Here is a 20,902-nt window from a genome sequence, read left to right as displayed (position 1 = left end):
ATCCGGAAAGGTCGCCAAGATGATCCGACGCCTGCTGGGCGCCACCCTTACCGCCGCAGCCGGGTTCGCCCTGGTCAGCGCCGTACCCGCGGCAGCGGCCACCGCCGTGGATTTCGCCGGCGCGGTGGCGCTGTCGAACTGCTCCGGCTCGGTCGTGAAGACCGCTTCGGCGGCCGCGGACGATCCGGCTCTCGTCCTGACCAACGGCCACTGCCTGGAAGAAGGGTTTCCCGAAGCCGGCGAGGTAATCGTCGACCAGCCGTCCACCCGGACCTTCTCCCTGCTCAGCGCGGACGGCACCGGCTCGGTCGGCGAGTTGCGCGCCAACCGGCTGGAGTACGCCACCATGACCGGGACGGACGCCGCGCTCTACCGCCTCGACGTCAGTTACACCCAGATAGAGCAGTCCTACGGGATCCGCGCGCTGGAACTGGCCGGGCGGCCGAGCGAGGGAACGGCGATCAGCGTGGTGTCCGGTTACTGGAAGAAGATCTACAGCTGCTCCGTGGACGGTTTTGTGCACGAGCTGCGCGAAGCCGACTGGACCTGGCGCGACTCGATCCGGTACACGCCGGAGTGCCAGACCATCGGCGGGACCTCGGGTTCGCCGATCGTGGACGCGGGCACCGGCAAGGTGGTCGGGGTGAACAACACCGGCAACGAGTCGGGTGAGCGGTGCACCATGAACAACCCGTGCGAGGTGGACGAGCAGGGCAACGTGACCGTGCGCCAGGGTCGCAACTACGGGCAGCAGACGCACCAGATCCCGGCCTGCCTGACCGCGGGCAGCCGGATCGACCTCGGCCAGGCAGGCTGCGAGCTGCCCAAGCCGTCCTCCCTGCTCAAGACGCTGCTCAAGCCATAGCGGATCGCGCATACTCCGCGTCGTTCCCGGGGTCGACCGCGCCGCCCGGCCAGAGCGTTTCGGCGCCGGGCGGCGGGTCCCCGATCAGCTCGGTGAGCGTGTCCAGCCGCCGCCTGCCGGTCACCCGGACCGCCGGTCCGCCCCCGCGCGGCCCCACCACCGGGCCCGGCACGCCCGCCGCGGCCAGCGCGGCGGTGAGCGGAGCGTGCGTCTGCGGCGCCTCGGCGTCGAAGGGGAAGAAATACCCGCGCTGCTCGGCGCGGCCGCCCGCGAGGGCCCACAGCCGGAGCATGCCGCCGTCGAGCCGGAACCCGGGCGGCACCACCTTCTCGTCGCCGTCCAGCCAGGCGTTGGCCATCGGCAGCAGATCCACCTGGAAGGCCGTGCGGACCAGCGGACGCCCGCATTCGGCGGTGGTCAGCGTGACCCGGACGCCGCGCCAGGCGAACTCGGCGGCCAGCAACCGTGCCCGCCACGACTGCTCGACCACCACCTGCAGGCGCGCCGCTGTCCGCCCGAACGCCGTCGCCTCGCCCTGCGCGCAGAGCACTCCGGCCAGGTCGGACAACCTGGGCCCGCTCGCTTCCACCGAGAAGAACGAGATCTGCCGCACCGCGACAGCGTAGAACATCCGTTCGAATCTGAACAGTAACCGTGCGTCAGGCGGTCGGCGGCGCCGGTGTCGCCAGGCTCGGCGAGGTGCCTTCTTCGGTCAGGGAACTGCAGGTCGGCGCGCGACGGCTGGCGTCGAGCAGCCGCGGGGCCGAGGAGAGCCCGCTGAGCAGGTCGGCGTTGGCGATCTCGTCGAGCGCGTTGCCCGCGGAGCTGATCGCCTCCTGGCCCTGCCTGGTGCCCGGCCCGGAGCTGTCGAGCTGCCGCTTGGCCTCCACCACGCGCTCACGGATACCGGTGTAGCTGTCCACCGCCGCGCGCTTCGCCTCGTCACCGCCGGGAGCGGGCGAGACGGGCAGGCCGTTCAGGTTCAGCAAGGTGCGGTCGAGGCCGCCGACCAGGGTGCCGAGCATCTCGCTGGCCGTGCTGGCGGCGCTCTGCGGACTGGTCGGATCAACCCTCGGCATGCCCGCCATCGTTTCCAGGAGGCCGACCACGGCACCGCAGTACTGGTTGGCCCAGGTCATCTCGGGATCGCCCTCCGGCGCGGACTGCGGCTGGGCACCCGGCCCGATCCGCGACCCCGGCACGGTTTCGCCTGCCGGTGGTTGCCCACAGGCACCCAACAGCACACCAACACCCACCACCGCGGCGAAAACACCCATCCGGGGCCGCAACGCCTACACCTCCTGTGACACCGGGGGCAAAGCCTTGTCCGACGGTACAGCGCCCAGGGGCGTTCGCAACCCACTGGGGGCTCGGTTGGCAATTTTCTGCCAGCCGAGCCCCCGGTAACGGTCGGTCAGCCGTTGAGCTTCTTGCAGTTCGGCTGGTCCTTGCCCGCCGCTTCGACCTCGGCGGTGCCCTTCGCCGAGGACATGCCGGTGCTGGCCTTCTGCAGGCCCTTGCCGACGTTCTGCAGGCTGGTCGCCGCTTCCTTCACCGCATTGGCGTCGTCGGCCGGCGCCGCGTCGAGCTTCTCCTTGGCCGACTTCGCCTCGTCACGCACCGGCTTGAACAGCTCCAGCACCGAGGACTTGGCGTCCTCACCGGCCTGCATCGGCGCCTTGTCGAGCTTCTCCAGGTCGTCGACCACCGGGCCGACACTGCCCTCGATCTTGCCGAGGAAGTCGCCCACCGCGGTGCGCGCACCGGCCAGGTCACCCGGCTTCATGTCCGGCGGCTGCAACTGGCCGAGGTCGGCCAGCGGGCCCAGCGCGCCGCAGAACTCGTTGACCCAGGCACCGGTGTTCCCGTCCGCCGCGGCGGCGGACGACGGTGCCGCGGAGGGAGGCGCGGCCGGCGGAGCCGCCGCGTTGTCGGCGGGCTTGTTGTCACCGCAGGCGGTGAGCGTCAGCGCGCACGCCAGTCCGGCGGCGGTCACGGCGAGGCGCGAAGCCTTCTGCCTCATCTGTACTCCTTCGTTCGGTATGCAGACGAGCGCGCCGAGCGTACTCCGTTCAGCACAACGCACTGCTCCGCATCACCCAACGAAAACGGGCCCGCTCACACGCCGTTGTGTGAGCGGGCCCGTCGGCTCGGGTCGGTCAGGACGCCTTCGCGGCCTCCGCACCGGCCGGGGTGTCGGCGATGGAGGTGCTCCGCCGCTTCGACACCACGATCGCCACCACGATGATCGCGACCGCGACCAGCGAGATGCCCACCCGGATGCCCAGCGACGCGTCCTCGCCGATGGAGAACTGCACGATCGCGGGCGCGATCAGCAGCGAGACCAGGTTCATCACCTTGATCAGCGGGTTGATCGCCGGGCCCGCGGTGTCCTTGAACGGGTCACCGACGGTGTCACCGATGACGGTCGCGGCGTGGGCCTCGGAGCCCTTGCCGCCGTGGTGCCCGTCCTCGACCAGCTTCTTCGCGTTGTCCCAGGCGCCACCGGAGTTGGCCAGGAACACCGCCATCAGCGTGCCGGTGGCGATCGCGCCGCCCAGGTACCCGGCCAGCGCGCCGGTGCCGAGGCCGAAGCCGACGGCGATCGGCGCGAACACCGCGAGCAGACCGGGCGTGGTCAGCTCCCGCAGCGAGTCGCGGGTGACGATGTCGACCACGCGGCCGTACTCGGGACGGGTGGTGCCCTCCATGATCCCGGGGATGTCGCGGAACTGGCGGCGCACCTCGTAGACCACCGCACCGGCCGCGCGGGAGACCGCGTTGATGGCCAGCCCGGAGAACAGGAACACCACCGCGGCGCCGAGCAGCACACCGACCAGCGTGTTCGGGCTGACGATGTCGCTGACGAACCACTTCATCGCGTCCGTGGTCGCTCCGGAAACGCCTTCCAGCGCCTGGCGGATCGAATCCTGGTACGAACCGAAGAGCGCGGTGGCCGCGAGCACCGCGGTGGCGATCGCGATGCCCTTGGTGATCGCCTTGGTGGTGTTGCCGACCGCGTCCAGCTCGGTCAGGATGCCCGCCGCCTTCTCGTCCACGTCACCGGACATCTCGGCGATGCCCTGCGCGTTGTCCGAAACCGGGCCGAAGGTGTCCATCGCGACGATGACGCCGACGGTGGTCAGCAGGCCGGTGCCGGCCAGCGCGACCGCGAACAGCGCGACCGAACCACCCAGCAGGTAGGCGCCGAAGACCGCGCCGCCGATCACGATGGCGGTGTAGACGGCGGATTCGAAACCGACCGACAGACCGGACAGGATGACCGTGGCCGCACCGGTTTCCGAGGTCTGGCCGACGTCCTTGACCGGCTTGTACTCGGTGCCGGTGAAGTAGCCGGTCAGCCACAGGATGACGCCGGCCAGCACGATGCCGATGATCACCGCGACGGTGGCGATCACCGCGGGATTGCCGGTGGTGCCGGCGAACTCGGCGCCGAAGTCGGCGAAGCTGCCAGGCAGGAAGATGAACGCGGCGATGGTGGAGAGCACCGCGGAGATCACCGCGGAGATGTAGAACGCCTTGTTGATCGTGGTCAGCCCGCTTTCGCCGACCTTCGCCTTGGTGATGTAGACACCGATCACCGCGGTGATCACGCCGATGGCAGGCACGATCAGCGGGAACAGCAGCCCGTCCACACCGAAGGCGACACTGCCGAGGATGAGCGCGGCGACCAGGGTCACCGCGTAGGACTCGAACAGGTCCGCGGCCATGCCGGCGCAGTCGCCCACGTTGTCACCGACGTTGTCGGCGATGGTGGCGGCGTTGCGGGGGTCGTCCTCGGGAATGTTCTGCTCCACCTTGCCGACCAGGTCCGCGCCCACGTCGGCGGCCTTGGTGAAGATGCCGCCGCCGACTCGCATGAACATGGCGATCAGCGCGGCACCGAAGCCGAAACCTTCGAGCACCTTCGGGGCCTGGCCCGCGTACACCAGCACGACGACCGCGGCGCCGAACAGGCCGAGGCCGACCGTCGCCATGCCGACCGCACCACCGGTGCGGAAGGCGATGCGCATGGCTTTTTCCCTGCCACCGTCCTCGCGCGACGCGGCGGCGACCCGGAGGTTCGCCTGCGTGGCGAGCCACATGCCGAGATAACCGATCGCGAACGAGAACCCCGCACCCACGAGGAAGAAGATGGAGCGCCCGATGCGCTCACCGATGTCCTCCGCGGGCAACGCGAACAGCAGCAGGAACACGACCACGCCGAAGATGGCGAGGGTGTTGCGCTGGCGCTTGAGGTAGGCGGCCGCGCCCTCCTGCACCGCCTTGGCGATCTCCTGCATCTTTTCGGTGCCCTGGCCGGCGGCCAGCACCTCCTTGAGCAGGAAATAGCCAACGACCAGTGCGGCAAGGGCGACCACGGCGACCACAGCCACGATGCTGTAGTCACCTCCGGAGAGCGTTGGGCCCTCCGCGAGGAACTGCCGGGACATTCGTCCTCCTGGAAATGTCGCCTGTCATCAGCGTGACCAGGCTCGACGAGAGCCGTGTCGACGCCGACATGGGATCTACACCACAAGTGGTGTGGTTCGCCGGAGTGTATTGGTACTGCGAGAGGCGTCGGCAAGGCGTCCCGGCGAGAACACGCTGCGTAAAGGCCGTGACCTTGATCACTTGACCGTTCTTGTTGCCCCGCAACGCACTCCGCGAAAGCTGTCGGTGGCCTGTGCGAAGCTCGTCGAGTGCGACCAGCGACGAGCGGTGACCGAGGGCGACACCTGCTGCGCCGGATCACCGCGGGCATTCCCGAGTCCAGGAACCCGGTGACGCACGTGGCCGAGCTCCCGGCGCGCCCGGCGGGCCACCGCGACTGGCCGTCGTGGGCGCCGGAGGCGGTCACCGGGCGGTTCGCCGCGGCCGGGGTCGAGCGCCCGTGGACGCACCAGGCCGACGCCGCCGACGCGGCGTGGTCCGGTCGGCACGTGGTGGTCGCGACCGGGACCGCGTCGGGCAAGTCGCTGGCCTACCAGCTGCCGGTGCTCTCCGCGCTGACCGCCGACGAGAAGGCGTGCGCGCTGTACCTGTCCCCCACCAAGGCGCTCGGCGCCGACCAGCTCCGCACTGTGTCCTCTTTGGACATTCCGGGGGTGCGCGCGGCCTCCTTCGACGGCGACACCCCGATGGCCGAGCGCGACTGGGTGCGCGCGCACGCGCGCTGGGTGTTCACCAATCCGGACATGCTGCACCGCGGCATCCTGTCCGCGCACACGCGCTGGTCGCGGTTCTTCCGCAAGCTGTCGTACGTGGTCGTCGACGAATGCCACACCTATCGCGGCGTGTTCGGCTCGCACGTCGCGCTGTTGTTGCGGCGGCTGCAACGCGTGGCGCGGCACTACGGCAGCTCACCGGTTTTTGTGCTCGCCTCGGCGACCACGGCCGAGCCCGCCGAATTCGCCGAGCGGCTCACCGGCGTCGAATGCGTCCCGGTCACCGAGGACGCGTCGCCGCGTGGCGCGCGCACGGTCGCGCTGTGGGAGCCGCCGCTGCTCGACGAACTGGCCGGGGAGAACGGTGCCCCGGTCCGCCACTCGGCCGGGGCGGAAGCTTCGCGCATCCTCGCCGAGATGGTCGTCGAAGGGGCCCGATCGCTGGCTTTCGTCCGCTCCCGGCGGGGCGCGGAACTGACCTCGCTCGGCGCGCGCCGCATCCTCGCCGAGGTCGACCCGATGCTGCCGGAGAAGGTGGCCGCCTACCGCGCGGGCTACCTGCCGGAGGAGCGTCGCGCGCTGGAGAAAGCCCTGATGTCGGGCGAACTCCTCGGTGTCGCCACGACGAACGCGCTGGAGTTGGGCGTCGACATTGCCGGCCTGGACGCCGTGGTGCTGGCCGGTTATCCCGGCACGCTGGCGTCGTTCTGGCAGCAGGCCGGGCGCGCGGGTCGCTCGGGTGACCAGGCGCTGGTGGTTTTTGTCGCCCGCGACGACCCGCTGGACACCTACTTGGTCCACCACCCCGCCGCCGTGCTGGACCGGCCGGTGGAAACCGCGGTGCTCGACCCCGGCAATCCGTACGTGCTTGGCCCGCAGTTGGCCTGCGCGGCCGCCGAACTCCCGCTGACCACCGGCGAACTGGACGCTTTCGGTGGTGAAGGCGCCCGCGCGGTGCTCGACGAACTGGTCGCCGACCGGGTGCTCCGCCGCCGGTCCAGCGGTTGGTACTGGACTTCGCGGGACCGCCCGCAGCACCAGGTGGACATCCGCGGTTCCGGCGGGGAGCCGGTCGCCGTGGTGGAGGGCGACACCGGCCGCCTGCTCGGCACGGTGGACGCGGGCTCGGCATGCAACTCCGTGCACCCCGGCGCGCTGTACCTGCACCAGGGCTCGTCGTACGTGGTCGACGAGCTGGACCTCGAATCGGGGCTGGCGATGGTGCACGCGGAGGAGCCGGAGTGGAGCACCTCGGCGCGGGAGATCGTCGACATCGCGGTGCTGGAAACACACGAGCGCCGCGAGTTCGACGGGGTGACGGTCTGCCTCGGCGAGGTCGCGGTGACCTCGCAGGTGGTCGGCTACCTGCGCCGCCTGCCGTCGGGCGGGGTGCTCGACCAGATGGCGCTGGACCTGCCGGAGCAGGTGCTGCGCACCCGAGCCGTCTGGTACACGATCACCGACACCCTGCTCACCGGTGGGGACGGGGAGCCTTCCGGTGGGGACCGGCAAGTTGAGTGCAGGGCGCCGGGTCGCGCCGGGGTCGAACCGGCGCGGATCCCCGGCGCCCTGCACGCCGCCGAACACGCGGCGATCGGCCTGCTACCGCTGTTCGCTACGTGCGACCGATGGGACATCGGCGGTGTGTCAACCGCGCTGCACGCTGACACCGGGGAGGCAACGGTGTTCGTGCACGATGGCCATCCCGGGGGTGCGGGATTCGCCGATCGCGGTTTTGCCGCGTTGGTCCCATGGCTGGCCGCTACGCGGGAGGCGATCGTCTCCTGCGAGTGCCCGGCGGGATGCCCGTCCTGTGTTCAGTCGCCCAAGTGCGGGAATGGGAACGAACCACTGGACAAGGCGGGGGCGGTGACCGTGCTGGATCTCGTGTTAGGGGCTGTTGGTCGTCACGAGGTCCCGCGTGGTCACGGGGTCGATCAGGCCGCCGACGGTTCGGCGACGGCCAGTTGAACGCGCGCGCCCTCGAGCGCACGGGAAAGCACGTCGTGCACGACCGCCGCGTCCGGCAGTCGCCAGCCCCAGACCTCGGGCTTGACCCGCCAGTGCACGACACCGTGCTGGAACGGGGTCGGCGGGAGCGGGATCCAGCTGCCCTCGCCGTGGTACCGGACCGACTCGCGCCCGGCCAGCTTCGCCGGGCACCCGCCCGCCGAGGCGGTGGTCAGGAACAGCCACCGCCCGTTCGGCATGGCCACGATCGGTGCCGGCTGGCCGAGCGCGCGGAGCAGGCAGGCCGCGCGGCGGCCCAGCTCGTCGTCCACCTCGACCGCGTCGACCACGGTGCCGGTGGCGACCAGGAGGCTGTACGGCGCCTCGGTCCACCAGGCGGCGACCCGGTGCGGGTGGGCGCCGACCTCGTCACGCCAGTTCTGGTGCACGGGAACGGGGGTCTGCCAGTCGGGGTCGGCCCCGTCCTGGTCGGCCGCCGACTCGGGAACGGCCGGGTAGGTGCCCGGAAGCACCGGCCAGCCACGCCCAGCGAGTCCGATCGCCTCGGCACGCAGTTCGATGCGGAAAGCGCCGCGCCAGCTGTCCGACCAGTCTGTGTCCAACATTTCCTGCCTGCTCTCCTAGCTGCTTCAACCGCGTGAGCGGCTCTGCAATCAAATAAACGGCAACTTGCAGAACGCCGGAAGTAGCCACGCGACGGCCGGTGCGAATCGGACGACGAACGAATGCCTGACCACCGGAGAACCGAAGATCTCCCGATTCGGGACCTCCGCGACGCCCGCTGTTCACCTGAAGCGGACATTTCCACGCTCTACCAAGGGTTTTCGCGAATCCGGCGGCGATCCGGGAGCACACAGTGATACGTGCGCGCAACAGAACGTGATACCGCTCACCGCGCCTGGCCGACCGTTGCTCGTGGCTCCGGGTGACCGTTCGCCGTACGCGCGAGCAGTGGGACCGTTCACCCCTGCCGTTCGTCGCACGAACTCACGACGAGCTGTCGATCGGCCCCGCCCGCGCCCTGCCCGAAGCGGCCGGGAACCGGCCCAGCGGACCGGGCAACGCGGCCCGCGTCTCGACCAGCGCGTCCCACCGGTCGAGCCGGCATCCGGCCAGCTCAACCCGCATTTTCGCGACCACCTGCCCGGCTTTCGCGCAGGCGATCTCCACTCCGTCGACGGCCGCTCCGGCCGCCGCGAGCGCCGCCAGATCAGCGGCGGCCGCCGCCCGCTGCCTGGCCAGCACCACCGCACCGAGGCCGTAGAGCGCGGTGGCCACCAGCACCAGCGCGGCGACCACGGACGCCGCCCAGACGGTGGCCACACCGTCATCCCGGCGCACGAGCCACCTCCGGTTCGTACAGCGCGTACGCGTGACCGTTCAGCCGGAGCCCCGGCAGCAGCCTGGCCCCGGCCGCCACCTCGACGGTGACCGCGTCACCCTCCGGCCGCACGACGAACTCGGCCCCGGCCGGTCCGATCTCCCGGACCGCCCGCTCGACCGACTCCGGCTGCCCGCGCGCGACCAGCCGGGCCGCCTCCCTTGCCGCGTCCGCGCACCGCAACTGGTCGGCCATGGCCACCAGTCCCCCGATGAGCAGGACGAAGAAGGCGGTCAGCGCGCCGAGCGCGATGGCGGCCTCCACGGTCACCGCCCCGCGGTCGACCCTCATTTCGGTTTCTCCAGCGCACTCTCGACCAGGGAGGCCAGCAGGTCCTGGACCACTCCCCCGGTGACCACGTCGAACAGCACCCCGGCCAACGCGACGACGACCAGCGTCACCAGGACGTACTCGACACTCACGGCACCCGCGTCCGGGCGCACCTCACTCAAGATCATTTGTCGGCTCCTTTTTCGGTTGGGTCAAGGAAGGGCCAGCTGCCCGGCCAGGCCGGCGAGCACGGGCAGCACGCCCCAGCAGAGGAAGGCGGGCAGGAAGCACAGGCCGAGCGGACCGGTGACGAGCACTCCGGCGCGTTGCGCCCGCGCTTCGGCCTGGTCCCTCATCGCCGAGCGGACCCGTTCGGCCATCACCTCGGCGACCCCGGCCAGCGCCGAGCCCGAACGAGCCGTGCGACGAGCGGCCCTCGCCAGTTCGGCTGTGTCGGGACAGGCACCGGCCGCCGCCCAGGCTGCGGCCGGATCCGCGCCGAGCGCCAGCAGCTCGGCCGTCGACCGCAGCGTCGCGGCCACCTCGTCCGGCGCGCCCACGGCGACTGCTCGGATCGCGACCGGCACCGGCAACCCGGCCCGCAACGTCGCGGCGAGCAGATCCCAGCCCGCAGCGAGCCGACGGGCATCGGCAGCCGACGGCGCCCGTGGCCGCCGGGCGACCAGTCGCACGACCACGACCACTGCGAGCACCAGCACCGCGCCCCCGGGACCGGCCAGCGCCATCGCCAAGCCCACCGCAGCGAGTTCGGGCACCAGCCGGGGCAGCGGTTTGGCCTTGCGCGGCACCCTGCCGCCGCCCGGCCAGAGCGCGACGGCTCCGGCGAGCAACGCCACCGCGGCGGCCGTCATGACGCGACCCTGGTCAGCCGGGCCGTCCAGGCCACGCCCGCGGCGAGCAGGACCGCGCCGAACAGCAACATCAACTGCCCCAGCCCGGTGCTCGCGAGCAGGTGCAGTGGCCGTGCACCGAGCGCCTCGCCGAGCAGGATCCCGAGCACCGGCAAAGCCGCGAGCACCACCGCGCTCATCCTCGGCCCCGCCATCGTGGCCTGAGCCTGCCGGGCGAACCGCAAGCTCGCGTCGAGGTCGCGTCGGACCGCGCTGAGCACGCCGGCCATCGGCAGACCGTGGCGATGCGCGAGTCGCCAACTCCGGGCCAACTGCCCGGCGGCATCGTCGGCCAGGTCCGTGTCGTCGCCGAAGCGGACCGCGCCGGCTACCGCTCGCACGGCCTTGGCGACCTCGGGCGGTGAATCCACCGCGGCCGCTTCGGCCGCCGAGGCGGGATCGGCGCCGGCGTCGAGTTCGGCCGCCATCGTGCGCATGGCCTCGGCCATGCCCTCGGCCTCCGCGATCCGTGCCCGGCCCGCTCTGGCCGAGCGCCAGAAGTACCGGCCCGCCGCGGCGAGCACGATGACCGTCACCGGTCCGGCCGGACCGAGCGCGAGAAAGGCTGTCAGCAAAGCGATCACACAACCTGCGACTGTCGCAAGTAGACGGTTCCGGGGTCGCTCGGTGGTTCTTCGGAGGTCGGTTGCGCGCCCTGGCCAGGTGAGCAACGCGGCCGCGGCGAGCAGGAGAACGAGGGTCAGCATCGTCTGCCTCCGGGTCTCGTGGTGGGGAGCAGTGAGCGCAGTGCCGGGCCGTGCTCGGTCCACATGCCGTCCTGCCAGGCCGTGCACACCTGGAGTCCGTCGCCACCTCGGCGCACCACCGCGATTTCGGTGAGGCGACGGGTGTTGTCCCGGCCTCGGACCATGTGCAGCACCACCCGGATCGCCGCGGCGACCTGGCTGTGCACGGCGTCGCGGGAAAGTCCGCCCAGCGCCGCCAGCGCCTCGAGCCGCGCCGGGACTTCGCTCGGTGAATTGGCGTGCAGCGTTCCGGAGCCGCCTTCGTGGCCCGTGTTGAGCGCGGCGAGCAGTTCGCAGACTTCACGGCCGCGGACTTCGCCGACGACCAACCGATCCGGCCGCATTCGCAGGGCCTGGCGAACCAGCTCGCGCAGGGTGACCTCGCCGACGCCCTCCACATTGGGCGGACGCGCGACGAGCCGGACGAATTGCGGATGCGACGGCTGGAGCTCACCGGCGTCCTCGACGCAGACGATGCGTTCGGTCGGCGGGATGGCGGACAGCAGGGCGGACAGGAGCGTGCTCTTGCCCGCTCCGGTGCCGCCGGTGACCAAAAAGGCCAGTCGGGCGGCGATGATCGCGCGGAGCACCGCGGCACCGGTCGCGCTGAATGTGCCGAGGCGTTGCAGTTCGGCGAGGTCGTGCTTGGCCGGGCGGAGCACGCGGAGGGAAAGGCAGGTGCCGTCGGGCGCCAAGGGCGGCAGCACCGCGTGCAGGCGGACGCGCCCGTGCGGACCAGGGATCCATCCGTCGACGAAGGGCTGGGCGTCGTCGAGCCGACGTCCGGCCGTCATCGCCAGGCGCTGCGCGAGCCGCCGGACGGCGTCCTCGTCGGCGAAGGTGACCTCGGTCCGGTGGAGCCCGTCCTTGCCCTCCACCCAGACTTCGCCGGGTTTGGTGACGAGCACATCGGTCACGTCGGGATCGGTGAGAAGCGGCTCGAGCGGCCCGGCGCCGACGAACTCGTGACGGACCAGACGCAGGGTCTCGAGCAGTTCCTCGTGCCCGGCGATGCCGGTCGCTTCGGCACGAACGGCCTCGGCGAGCCCGGTCGTCCCGGTGCCTTCACGCGCCAGGCGACGACGGACGCGTTCAACGAGTTCAGCCGTCACGATGACACCTCACGTTTGCTGCGCGGGAATGGGCGGTTGAATTTCGGATTTCCACGGCCGGATTTCGCGTTCGGACAGCCGATTTCCGCGTTCGAGTGGCCGCATTCGGGAGTGCGGGCACGGATACGGATCGCGCGGCGGACACGGGTGGCGGCATGGGGGTGCGCCTGGGCGCGGGAATGGGCGGCGGTTTGGGAAGCGGAGGTGGTTTGGGGAGCGGGGGCGGCATCGGGACGGGACGTCTGTGGTTGGGCTCGGGGGTGGTGAGGGGTTTGGGAGTCGGCGGCTGGTAAGTGGGGTCGGTGGCTTGGGCTCCTGTGGGTTGGGTTGCTGTGGGTTGGGTTGCTGCGGGTTGGGTTGTTGCGGGCGGGGTGGGTTTCGGGAAGGGCTTGGGTGGAGGCGACCGGAATGAGACGAGCGGTGAATGGCGGATGGTGTGGGACTTGGCTGCCGCCGACTGGGGTGGAACGGACGGCTCGATCCGGGTAGCGAAAGGCTCGGCTGGGGGCGGTAGTAGTGGGGCGTGCGGTGGGATGGGGGTGGCGGAAGGCGCGGTTGCCATCGACTGGACTGGGGCTTGCGGTGAAACGGGGATGGGCTCGGCTGTTGTTTGTGGGAGTGGGGTGGGTGGGCGGATGAGGGTGGCGAAGGGGGTGGTTGGGAGCGGTCGGAATGGGGCGGGGCGCGCGACGTGGACAGGGCGCGCAATGTGGGTGGGGCGCGCGACGTGAATGGGACGCGCGATGTGAGCAGGGCGCGGAATGTGAGTAGGGCGCACGACGTGGATAGGGCGCACGACGTGGACAGGGCGCGCGACGTGAGTAGGGCGCACGACGTGGACAGGGCGCACGATGTGAGCAGGGCGCGGAATGTGAGTGGGGCACGCGACGTGAATGGGACGCGCGATGTGGGTGGGGCCGAGGGTGTGGGTGGGTGTGGTCATGGGGTGGGCTCCTGGCGTGGGAGGGCGGCGATGGCGGAGGCGGCAACGGAAAGTAGGGAGCCGCCGGGGTGGAAGGAGCCGCGGGTTAGTGAGCGGGTTAGGCGCGGTTCGTGCCGGTATTCGCCTAGGAGGGGGACATCGAGGGTGTCGGCGGCTTGGGTGGCGGAGAGACCGGAGCGGGCGGGGCCTTTGGCGACGAGGCGGATTTCCGCGCCGGTGCCGCGCAGGAGGGCCACCACGCGTTTCGCGGCGGAGCAGGCTCGGAAATCCAGTGGGACGACCATCAGGACCAGGTCGGCGCGGGCGGCGGCTTCGGCGGAGCCGTCGCCCAGGTTGCGCGGTAGGTCGCAGATGACAAAACGTCCGGCACGGCGGGCGGCGTCCACCACGGCGGCGATTGCCTCACCGTTGGGAGAAGGGCGGTCGGTTGGTGGGGTGGTGCGACGACGGGCGGAGTTCGGTTCGGCGGTGAAGGGCTCACTGGCGTGAGGCGGCGGATTCGGGGCGGCGAATGTCGTGGATCTGTCGCGGGAAAGCGGGTGAGAAGGGGCGCCGGTGCGTGGTGGGGTGCCGGTGGAGAGGAAGGCGAAGCGGCCTGGGGAGCAGTCGTGGTGCGGCAGGGCCTCTTCCAAAGCGGACAGCAGGATGCGCCCCGAGTCCACGCGGAGGTCCGGCCAGCGCACGGCCCGGTGGTTTTCGGCGCCCAGCAACAGGTCCAGGCCGCCACCGAGGGGGTCGCAGTCGAGCAGGAGGGTGCCTTCCCCGGCTCGCGCGGCGGCGGTGGCGAGACCGGCGGCGAATACCGAGGCACCGGCGCCACCGCGGCCGCCGATCACGGCGAGCACCCGGCCGCCGGGGCGAGCGGGGCCATCGACGATTTCGGCGAATGCTTTCAGCACGGCGGTTTCGTCGTCCGGGAGGGAATGGACCTGTTGCGCGCCGACGGCGAAGGCGCGTTGCCAGGTGCCCGGCTCCGGCGGCCCCTTGCAGACCACCAGCACGCCGTCGCGCCGCGGCAGTTTCACCGGTTCGTCCTCGGTGACGGCGGCTTCGTCGATCAGGACCAGCGGGGCGTCTTTCCAGCGCGCCCGTGCGGCGAAGAGATCGGGCACGCATTCGGTTTCACAATTGGCGACCGCGGCGAGGCGCAGTACTTCGTCGAGCACGACCGCGTCGGTCGCGACGACGAGAACACGTTTTCCGGTGACAGGTCCGGTCACAGTTGTCCCCCCGTTTCCGCTGGGCGGGCCTGGGTGGCCCAGCTTCCACGGTCACCGGGGCGGGTGGGGTGGGACAAGGTGGTGGTGGCCGGCCTGTGGACAAGTGGTCGGTTGTGGACAACTCGGCAGCACACGGCAAGGCCTGGAAATAGAGCGACCCCCGCCAGGGGGGAGGGGCGGGGGTCGCTGGAGGTCCAGCCCCGGGGGGTCGGACTGAACCGGCCCGGGTGACACCGGGCAACACCACTGTAACCACCGGATCAGCGCGTTATCGCTGTTCAAGACGCCCACAATTCGGTAACGGAACTCCGGATCGGCGACCCTGTCCTGTCGTGGATTTTCCGCCCGCACCGGGGAACCGTGCCGGGGCCACGCCTATTGTTGAGAGGTGGCAGATCCCCGCTTCACGCCGCCGGAGTCACCGGTGGCCGCGTTCTTCGACCTCGACAAGACGATCATCGCCTCGTCCAGCGCCCTGGCCTTCAGCAAGCCCCTGCTCAGCCGCGGGCTGATCAACCGCAGGGCCGCGCTGAAGAGCGCCTACGCACAGCTCGTGTTCTCCCTTTCCGGCGCCGACGCGAGCAAAACCGAGCGCATGCGGGCGGAGATCTCCGCGCTGTGCCGGGGTTGGGACGTCTCGCAGGTGCGCGCGATCGTCGCCGAAACCCTGCACGACGTGGTCGATCCGCTGGTCTACGCCGAAGCCGCGGAGCTGATCGCCGAGCACCGCGCCCAGGGCCACGACGTGATCGTGCTGTCCGCCACCGGCGAGGAGGTGGTGGCGCCGATCGCGGAAATGCTCGGGGCCACCCAGAGCGTGGCCACCCGCATGCAGATCGTCGACGGCCGCTACTCGGGCGAAGTGGACTTCTACTGCTACGGCGAGAACAAGGCAGTCGCGGCGAAGCGGCTCGCCGCCGAACGCGGGTACGACCTGGCCGCCTGCGCCGCCTACACCGACTCCAGCACGGACATCCCGCTCCTCGAGGTGGTCGGCCGTCCGCACGTGGTCAACCCGGACCGGGTACTGCGCCGGCTGGCCACCGAGCGCGACTGGCCGGTGCTCGCCTTCACCCACCCCGTGCCGCTGCGGAACCGTCTCGCGGGGCCGGCGATCGCCGTCGGTATCGGGATGGGCGCGGTGGCCGCCGGAGCCACCTGGTACGGGCTCGCGAAGCGCCGCAAAGGCAAGTCGTGAAACCTCACCCGGATGACATAACCGCAGGTAGCAACGGGTGCGAGGGGTACTGAATCGTGACTCTGAACCGGTGCACCCGATCGCGCCCTTGTAGTGACCGGCATCACTGGCGTACAAAGTGAGTGCGGACATCTTGTCGGCCAGGGACGAGGCGAAGAGAAGCCTTACTCCACCCCGAAAGAGCTCCGTGCGCGGACTCCGGGCACCCACGCGCAGCACGCCGCGGGAGGCTTGTCGTCTAGGGATTGCGTACCGGGACGCCGGACGCCGAGTCCAGGTAGGTACGACTGGAGTTGCACGCTTGGTAACCCAGCAGTCCGCGCGAGCAGGCGGCGCCGATTCGTCGGCGCCGCCTGCAGCATGTTCGGGGTCCGCACGAACGTTTGTGACACGCCGATGTCACGGTGTGAGCGCTGCGTACTCCGATCGGCACAGCGGGTCGTTGACCGGCACAGTTTCGGTGAGTAGCTTCCCGATGCCGGTCCGAACAGGTGAGTCCCCAACTCCATACCGGCTATACCTGTCAGCGAAGCAGAACCGAACAGGGAGGCCGACGTGAGTATCGGGCGCACGCGCAAGCACCCACGGAGGAAAAATGCGCTCGCCGCGTCGGTGGCCGCGTTGCTGGCCACCACCGGGGTGGCGGGGGCCGTGCCCGCGTCCGCGATGAACCCGGCCGACACCCCGGCGAAGCGCCAGCAGGCGGCCCAGCGGCAGGACGACGCCGAGACCGCCGAGGCGCAGCAGTCGCTGGCTCGGATGACGCTGGAGCAGAAGGTCGGCCAGTTGTTCGTCGCCGACGTCTTCGGCAAGTCGGCCACCGATGTGCACCAGAGCAACCAGAACAAGTACGGCGTCGGCACGCCCGCCGAAGTGGTGGAGAAGTTCGGCGTCGGCGGGGTCATCTACTTCAACAATCCCGGCACCGACAACATCGACGACCCGGTCCAGCTCGCGAAGTTCTCCAACGGCCTGCAGAAGGCCGCGCTGAACTCGGGCGCGAAGCTGCCGTTGATCCTGTCGATCGACCAGGAGGGCGGCCGGGTCACCCGGCTGGGCAAGCCGGCCACCGAGTTCCCCAGCAACATGGCGATCGGCGCGGGCCGCAGCACCGAGGACGCCCAGCGCCTGGCCACCATCAACGGCCACGAACTGCGTGCCGTCGGCATCGCGCAGAACTTCGCGCCGGACGCGGACATCAACTCCAACCACCTCAACCCGGTGATCGGCTCGCGCTCCTTCTCCTCCGATCCGGCGCTGGCCAGTTCGCTGGTCACCGCGGAGATCGACGGTTACCAGCGCTCCGGCCGCGCGACCGAGACGGTGTCCACCGCCGCCAAGCACTTCCCCGGCCACGGTGACGCCGCCGAGGACAGCCACACCGGGCTCCCCGTGATCAAGCGGACCGAGCAGGAGTGGCGCGCGATCGACCTGCCGCCGTTCCAGGCCGCCATCGACGCGGGCGCCGACTCGATCATGACCGCGCACATCACCGTGCCGAGCCTCGACCCGTCGGGCAATCCGGCCACGCTGTCCAAGCCGATCATGGGCGACCTGCTCCGCGGTGAACTCGGCTACCGCGGCGTGGTGGTCACCGACTCGCTCCAGATGGCCGGCGTGCGGAAGCTGCACCCGGACAACGAGATCCCGGTGCTCGCGCTGGAGGCCGGTGTCGACCAGATGCTCATGCCGCCGCACCTGGACGTGGCGATCAACGGCGTGCTCGACGCGGTGAAGAGCGGCCGGATCACCGAGGACCGGATCAACGAGAGCGTGATCCGCATCCTCAAGCTGAAGCTCAAGCGCGGCATCTTCGCCAAGCCGATGGCGGACGTCGGCGCGGTCAAGAACAAGGTCGGCACCCCGGAGCACCTCGCCGACGTGCAGGCGCTGACCGACCGCACCACCACGGTCCTGCGCAACGACGCGAACCTGCTGCCGATGAAGAACCCGGGCAAGGTGCTGGTCACCGGGTACAACCGGCCGGACTACCCCGGTTACCCGGCCGAACCGGTCGCCGCGCTGGCCAAGGCGCTGGGCGCCACCGGGCTGTCCACCGGCACGAGCCCGAACGCGGACACCGTGGCGAAGGCGGTCGAGGCGGCCAAGGGCGCGGACACCGTCGTCGTGCTGACCAACGGCCTGCGCACCAGCGCGAACCAGGTCAACCTGGTCAAGGCGCTGCTGGCCACCGGCAAGCCGGTGATCGCGGTGGGCGTGCAGGAGCCGTACGACCCCGGATACGCGGACGTGCCGACCTGGGCGGTCACCTACGACTGGCGCGAGGTCACGATGAACTCGCTGGCGAAGGTGCTCAAGGGCGAGACGTCGCCCCAGGGCAAGCTGCCGGTGAACATCCCGGCGGCCGGCGGCCAGGTCCTCTTCCCCTTCGGCCACGGACTGAGCTGGTAATCCCATGGGCTTCACGCGAAGGCGACTGCTCGGCGGCGCGGCCGCGGCCTCCCTGCTGACGGTGGGCAGCGCGAGCGCGCAGGAGAACGACACGCAGCACCACGGCTCGGTGGTCACCGGCGCCGACCAGCTGGCGAAGCAGGGCTGGCAGCCGCTCGCCGGGCGCAAGGTCGGGGTGCTGTCCAACCCGACAGGCGTGCTGGCGAACTTCGACCACACCGTGGACTCGATGGTGGAAGCCGGCGTCCGGCCGGTGGCGGTCTTCGGGCCGGAGCACGGTTTCCGCGGCAGCGCGCAGGCCGGTGGCTCCGAAGGCGACTACGTCGACCCGCGCACCGGCGTCCCGGTGTACGACGCGTACGGCGCCGACGCCACCAAGCTGGCCGGAATGCTGACCAAGGCGGGCGTGGACACCGTGGTGTTCGACATCGCCGACGTCGGCGCCCGCTTCTACACCTACATCTGGTCCATGTACACCGCGATGGTGGCCGCCGCGAAGACCGGCGCCGCCTTTGTCGTGCTGGACCGGCCGAACCCGCTCGGTGGCAAGGCGTTCGGCCCGATGCTGGACCCGGCGTTCGCCTCCGGCATCGGCCGCAAGCCGATCGTGCAGCAGCACGGCATGACCGTGGGCGAGCTGGCCAGGTACTTCGCCGGCGAGTTCCTGCCCGCCGAAGGCGTCGAGCCGCCGAAGCTGGAGATCATCCAGCTCAAGGGCTGGCGACGGGACACCTTCTTCGCCGGCACCGGTCTGCTGTGGACACCGCCCAGCCCGAACATGCCGACGCCGGACACCGCGCTGGCCTATCCGGGCACCGGCCTGTTCGAGGGCACCGTGTTCTCCGAGGGCCGCGGCACCACCCGGCCGTTCGAGATCATCGGCGCGCCCAAGCTGGACTGGCGCTGGCGCGAGGCGCTCGACGAGCTGAACCTGCCGGGCGCGCGGTTCCGCGAGAACTACTTCGTGCCCACGTTCAGCAAGTTCGTCGGCGAGACCTGCGGCGGCGTGCAGCTGACCGTCACCGATCCGCGTGCCTTCGACGCGGTCCGCACCGGGGTGGCCATGCTGGTCACCGCGAAGAAGGTGCATCCGGACCTGTTCGGCTGGCGGCCGGACAACTTCATCGACAAGCTCTCCGGCTCGGCCCGGTTGCGGACCATGGTCGACGCCGGGGCGGGCGTGGACGAGATCGTCGGTTCCTGGCAGGGCGAGCTGGCGGACTTCGACCGCGGACGGCGGCAGTACCTGCTCTACAAGTAAGAGGGGGAACGATGAGGCTCGGCGCGCTGATCGTGATCGCGGCGGTCACCATGGCGGGTATGACCTCGAGCGTGGTCGCCGCCGAGGGCGAGGCGGTGACCGGCCGGTTCGACCGCCCGCAGCAGGGGTTCGCCCCGCCGGGCACGCTGCTGCGCCCGGCCACGCCGGAGGAGGCCGGGCTCGATCCGGCGCCGCTGCTGGCCGCCGAGCAGAAGATCGACGCCTGGACCAAGCCGGACAGCACCGGGCACCCGTTGTTCGCCGGTGCGGTCGGCATGCAGATACACGACGGCATGGTGGTGAACACGCACACCGCCGGGTCCGCGCTGCGCTACGCCGACGGCGCCGGGACCGAGCTGCCGCCGGAGCAGCAGGTGCCGATGCGGATGGACACCATCTTCGACCTGGCCTCGATCTCGAAGCTGTTCACCTCGCTCGCGGTGATGCAGGTGGTCGAGACCGGTCAGGTCGACGTGGACGAGCCGGTGGCCACCTACCTGCCGGAGTTCGGGGTGAACGGCAAGGAGTGCATCACCGTCCGCCAGCTGCTCACGCACACCTCCGGGCTGGAGCCGTTCCTGCCGCTGTGGCGCGACTGGCCGGACAAGCCCGCGCGCATCAAGGCCGTCATGGACGTCAAGCCGATGTACGAGCCGGGCAGCACCTACAAGTACTCCGACCTGAACCTGATCACGCTCGGCGTGCTGGTGGAGCGGATCACCGGGCAGCCGCTGGACGTGCGCGTGCGCGAGGGCATCACCGAGCCGCTGGGCATGGTGGACACCGGGTACAACCCGCCGGCGTCGAAGCTGGACCGGATCGCCGCGACCGAGTTCATGACCGTGCCGGACCGCGGCATGATCCGCGGCCAGGTGCACGACGAGAACGCGTGGTCGCTGGGCGGGGTCGCCGGGCACGCCGGGGTGTTCTCCACCGCCGCCGACCTGTCCGTGCTCGGGCAGGCGATGCTCAACGGCGGGTCCTACGGCGGCAAGCGGATCCTGCAGCAGGACAGCGTCCGCCAGATGCTCACCGACTACAACCAGGCCTTTCCCGGCAACGCGCACGGACTCGGCTTCGAGCTGGACCAGCTCTGGTACATGGGCGGGCTGACCTCGCCAGCCACCGCCGGGCACACCGGGTTCACCGGTACCTCGCTGGTCATCGACCCGACCTCGCGCTCGATCGCCATCCTGCTGACCAACCGCGTGCACCCGACCCGCACCTGGGGCTCGATCAACGTCGCGAGGGAGGCCTGGGCGACCGGGCTCTCACGCGCGCTCGCGGTCCCGCCCCGGCACGGGCCCGACGCGTGGTTCTCGGAAATCGGCAACCAGACGTCGGCGACCCTCACCACGGCGCCGCTCACGGTGGGTGACCGGCCGCTGAGAGTGACCTTCGACACCTTCGTCGACAGCGAATCGACCGATCAGCTCGTGCTGGA

17 protein-coding genes and 1 pseudogene are annotated in these 20,902 nt (G+C 70.6%); 6 read left to right on the top strand and 12 right to left on the bottom strand.

Annotated elements, in window-relative coordinates:
- Nucleotides 1-19: 19 nt before the first annotated feature.
- Nucleotides 20-865 (top strand): serine protease, encoded by an 846-nt coding sequence (locus YIM_RS02405; RefSeq protein ID WP_153028775.1) that lies wholly within the window; start codon nucleotides 20-22, stop codon nucleotides 863-865.
- On the opposite strand, the gene YIM_RS02400 is transcribed toward YIM_RS02405, so the two are convergent.
- The 4 genes from YIM_RS02400 to YIM_RS02385 form a co-directional block, all read right to left on the bottom strand.
- On the bottom strand, nucleotides 855-1,496 hold the full coding sequence (locus tag YIM_RS02400) for a hypothetical protein (RefSeq protein ID WP_153028774.1): 642 nt from the start codon (nucleotides 1,494-1,496) through the stop codon (nucleotides 855-857). The two genes, YIM_RS02405 and YIM_RS02400, sit on opposite strands and share 11 nt — an antisense overlap.
- Nucleotides 1,497-1,524: 28 nt before the next feature.
- Complete coding sequence (locus tag YIM_RS02395; protein WP_153028773.1) at nucleotides 1,525-2,067, bottom strand: hypothetical protein; 543 nt, start codon at nucleotides 2,065-2,067, stop codon at nucleotides 1,525-1,527.
- A gap of 212 nt (nucleotides 2,068-2,279) precedes the next feature.
- Complete coding sequence (locus YIM_RS02390; RefSeq protein WP_153028772.1) at nucleotides 2,280-2,888, bottom strand: hypothetical protein; 609 nt, start codon at nucleotides 2,886-2,888, stop codon at nucleotides 2,280-2,282.
- A gap of 136 nt (nucleotides 2,889-3,024) precedes the next feature.
- Nucleotides 3,025-5,319 carry a sodium-translocating pyrophosphatase gene (locus tag YIM_RS02385; protein ID WP_153028771.1) on the bottom strand — a complete coding sequence of 765 codons (2,295 nt, stop codon included), beginning with the start codon at nucleotides 5,317-5,319 and terminating at the stop codon, nucleotides 3,025-3,027.
- Nucleotides 5,320-5,568: 249 nt separating this feature from the next.
- On the opposite strand from YIM_RS02385, the gene YIM_RS02380 reads away from it, so the two are divergent.
- On the top strand, nucleotides 5,569-8,004 hold the full coding sequence (locus YIM_RS02380; RefSeq protein ID WP_153028770.1) for a DEAD/DEAH box helicase: 2,436 nt from the start codon (nucleotides 5,569-5,571) through the stop codon (nucleotides 8,002-8,004).
- On the opposite strand, the gene YIM_RS02375 is transcribed toward YIM_RS02380, so the two are convergent.
- The 8 genes from YIM_RS02375 to ssd all read right to left on the bottom strand — a co-directional run bounded on the left by YIM_RS02375 (nucleotide 7,971) and on the right by ssd (nucleotide 14,587).
- On the bottom strand, nucleotides 7,971-8,609 hold the full coding sequence (locus YIM_RS02375) for a bifunctional DNA primase/polymerase (RefSeq protein WP_153028769.1): 639 nt from the start codon (nucleotides 8,607-8,609) through the stop codon (nucleotides 7,971-7,973). The genes YIM_RS02380 and YIM_RS02375 overlap by 34 nt on opposite strands.
- 382 nt (nucleotides 8,610-8,991) lie before the next feature.
- Complete coding sequence (locus YIM_RS02370) at nucleotides 8,992-9,345, bottom strand: Rv3654c family TadE-like protein (RefSeq protein WP_228004508.1); 354 nt, start codon at nucleotides 9,343-9,345, stop codon at nucleotides 8,992-8,994.
- On the bottom strand, nucleotides 9,332-9,676 hold the full coding sequence (locus tag YIM_RS02365; RefSeq protein ID WP_153028768.1) for a TadE family type IV pilus minor pilin: 345 nt from the start codon (nucleotides 9,674-9,676) through the stop codon (nucleotides 9,332-9,334). Before YIM_RS02365 ends, YIM_RS02370 begins: the two co-directional genes overlap by 14 nt.
- On the bottom strand, nucleotides 9,673-9,843 hold the full coding sequence (locus tag YIM_RS02360) for a DUF4244 domain-containing protein (RefSeq protein WP_153028767.1): 171 nt from the start codon (nucleotides 9,841-9,843) through the stop codon (nucleotides 9,673-9,675). The genes YIM_RS02365 and YIM_RS02360 overlap by 4 nt, the downstream gene beginning before the upstream one ends.
- Nucleotides 9,844-9,867: 24 nt before the next feature.
- Nucleotides 9,868-10,527: a type II secretion system F family protein gene (locus YIM_RS02355; protein ID WP_153028766.1), complete on the bottom strand. Its 660-nt coding sequence runs from the start codon at nucleotides 10,525-10,527 to the stop codon at nucleotides 9,868-9,870.
- The gene (locus YIM_RS02350) at nucleotides 10,524-11,150 is read right to left on the bottom strand and encodes a type II secretion system F family protein (RefSeq protein WP_194240018.1); all 627 of its coding nucleotides are present in this window, start codon (nucleotides 11,148-11,150) and stop codon (nucleotides 10,524-10,526) included. The genes YIM_RS02355 and YIM_RS02350 overlap by 4 nt, the downstream gene beginning before the upstream one ends.
- 116 nt (nucleotides 11,151-11,266) lie before the next feature.
- Nucleotides 11,267-12,424 carry a TadA family conjugal transfer-associated ATPase gene (locus YIM_RS02345; protein WP_153028764.1) on the bottom strand — a complete coding sequence of 386 codons (1,158 nt, stop codon included), beginning with the start codon at nucleotides 12,422-12,424 and terminating at the stop codon, nucleotides 11,267-11,269.
- Nucleotides 12,425-13,363: 939 nt separating this feature from the next.
- A complete protein-coding gene (ssd, locus tag YIM_RS49585) occupies nucleotides 13,364-14,587 on the bottom strand; it encodes a septum site-determining protein Ssd (protein ID WP_153028763.1) in 1,224 nt (407 codons plus the stop codon).
- A 388-nt stretch (nucleotides 14,588-14,975) separates the two neighbouring features.
- On the opposite strand from ssd, the gene YIM_RS02335 reads away from it, so the two are divergent.
- The 4 genes and pseudogenes from YIM_RS02335 to YIM_RS02320 form a co-directional block, all read left to right on the top strand.
- Complete coding sequence (locus YIM_RS02335) at nucleotides 14,976-15,785, top strand: HAD family phosphatase (RefSeq protein ID WP_153028762.1); 810 nt, start codon at nucleotides 14,976-14,978, stop codon at nucleotides 15,783-15,785.
- 561 nt (nucleotides 15,786-16,346) lie between these two features.
- Nucleotides 16,347-18,197: a glycoside hydrolase family 3 protein gene (locus tag YIM_RS02330; protein ID WP_370469012.1), complete on the top strand. Its 1,851-nt coding sequence runs from the start codon at nucleotides 16,347-16,349 to the stop codon at nucleotides 18,195-18,197.
- Nucleotides 18,198-18,201: 4 nt separating this feature from the next.
- The gene (locus tag YIM_RS02325; protein ID WP_153028761.1) at nucleotides 18,202-19,458 is read left to right on the top strand and encodes an exo-beta-N-acetylmuramidase NamZ domain-containing protein; all 1,257 of its coding nucleotides are present in this window, start codon (nucleotides 18,202-18,204) and stop codon (nucleotides 19,456-19,458) included.
- An 11-nt stretch (nucleotides 19,459-19,469) separates the two neighbouring features.
- Nucleotides 19,470-20,672: pseudogene (locus YIM_RS02320) on the top strand (serine hydrolase domain-containing protein); the annotation flags it as partial.
- Nucleotides 20,673-20,902 lie beyond the last annotated feature (230 nt).

Origin of the sequence: Amycolatopsis sp. YIM 10 (assembly GCF_009429145.1) — a bacterium.
Classification (GTDB): Bacteria; Actinomycetota; Actinomycetes; order Mycobacteriales; family Pseudonocardiaceae; genus Amycolatopsis.
Note: the sequence above shows the minus strand (reverse complement) of the source record. Positions and strands in the feature narration are given on the sequence as shown.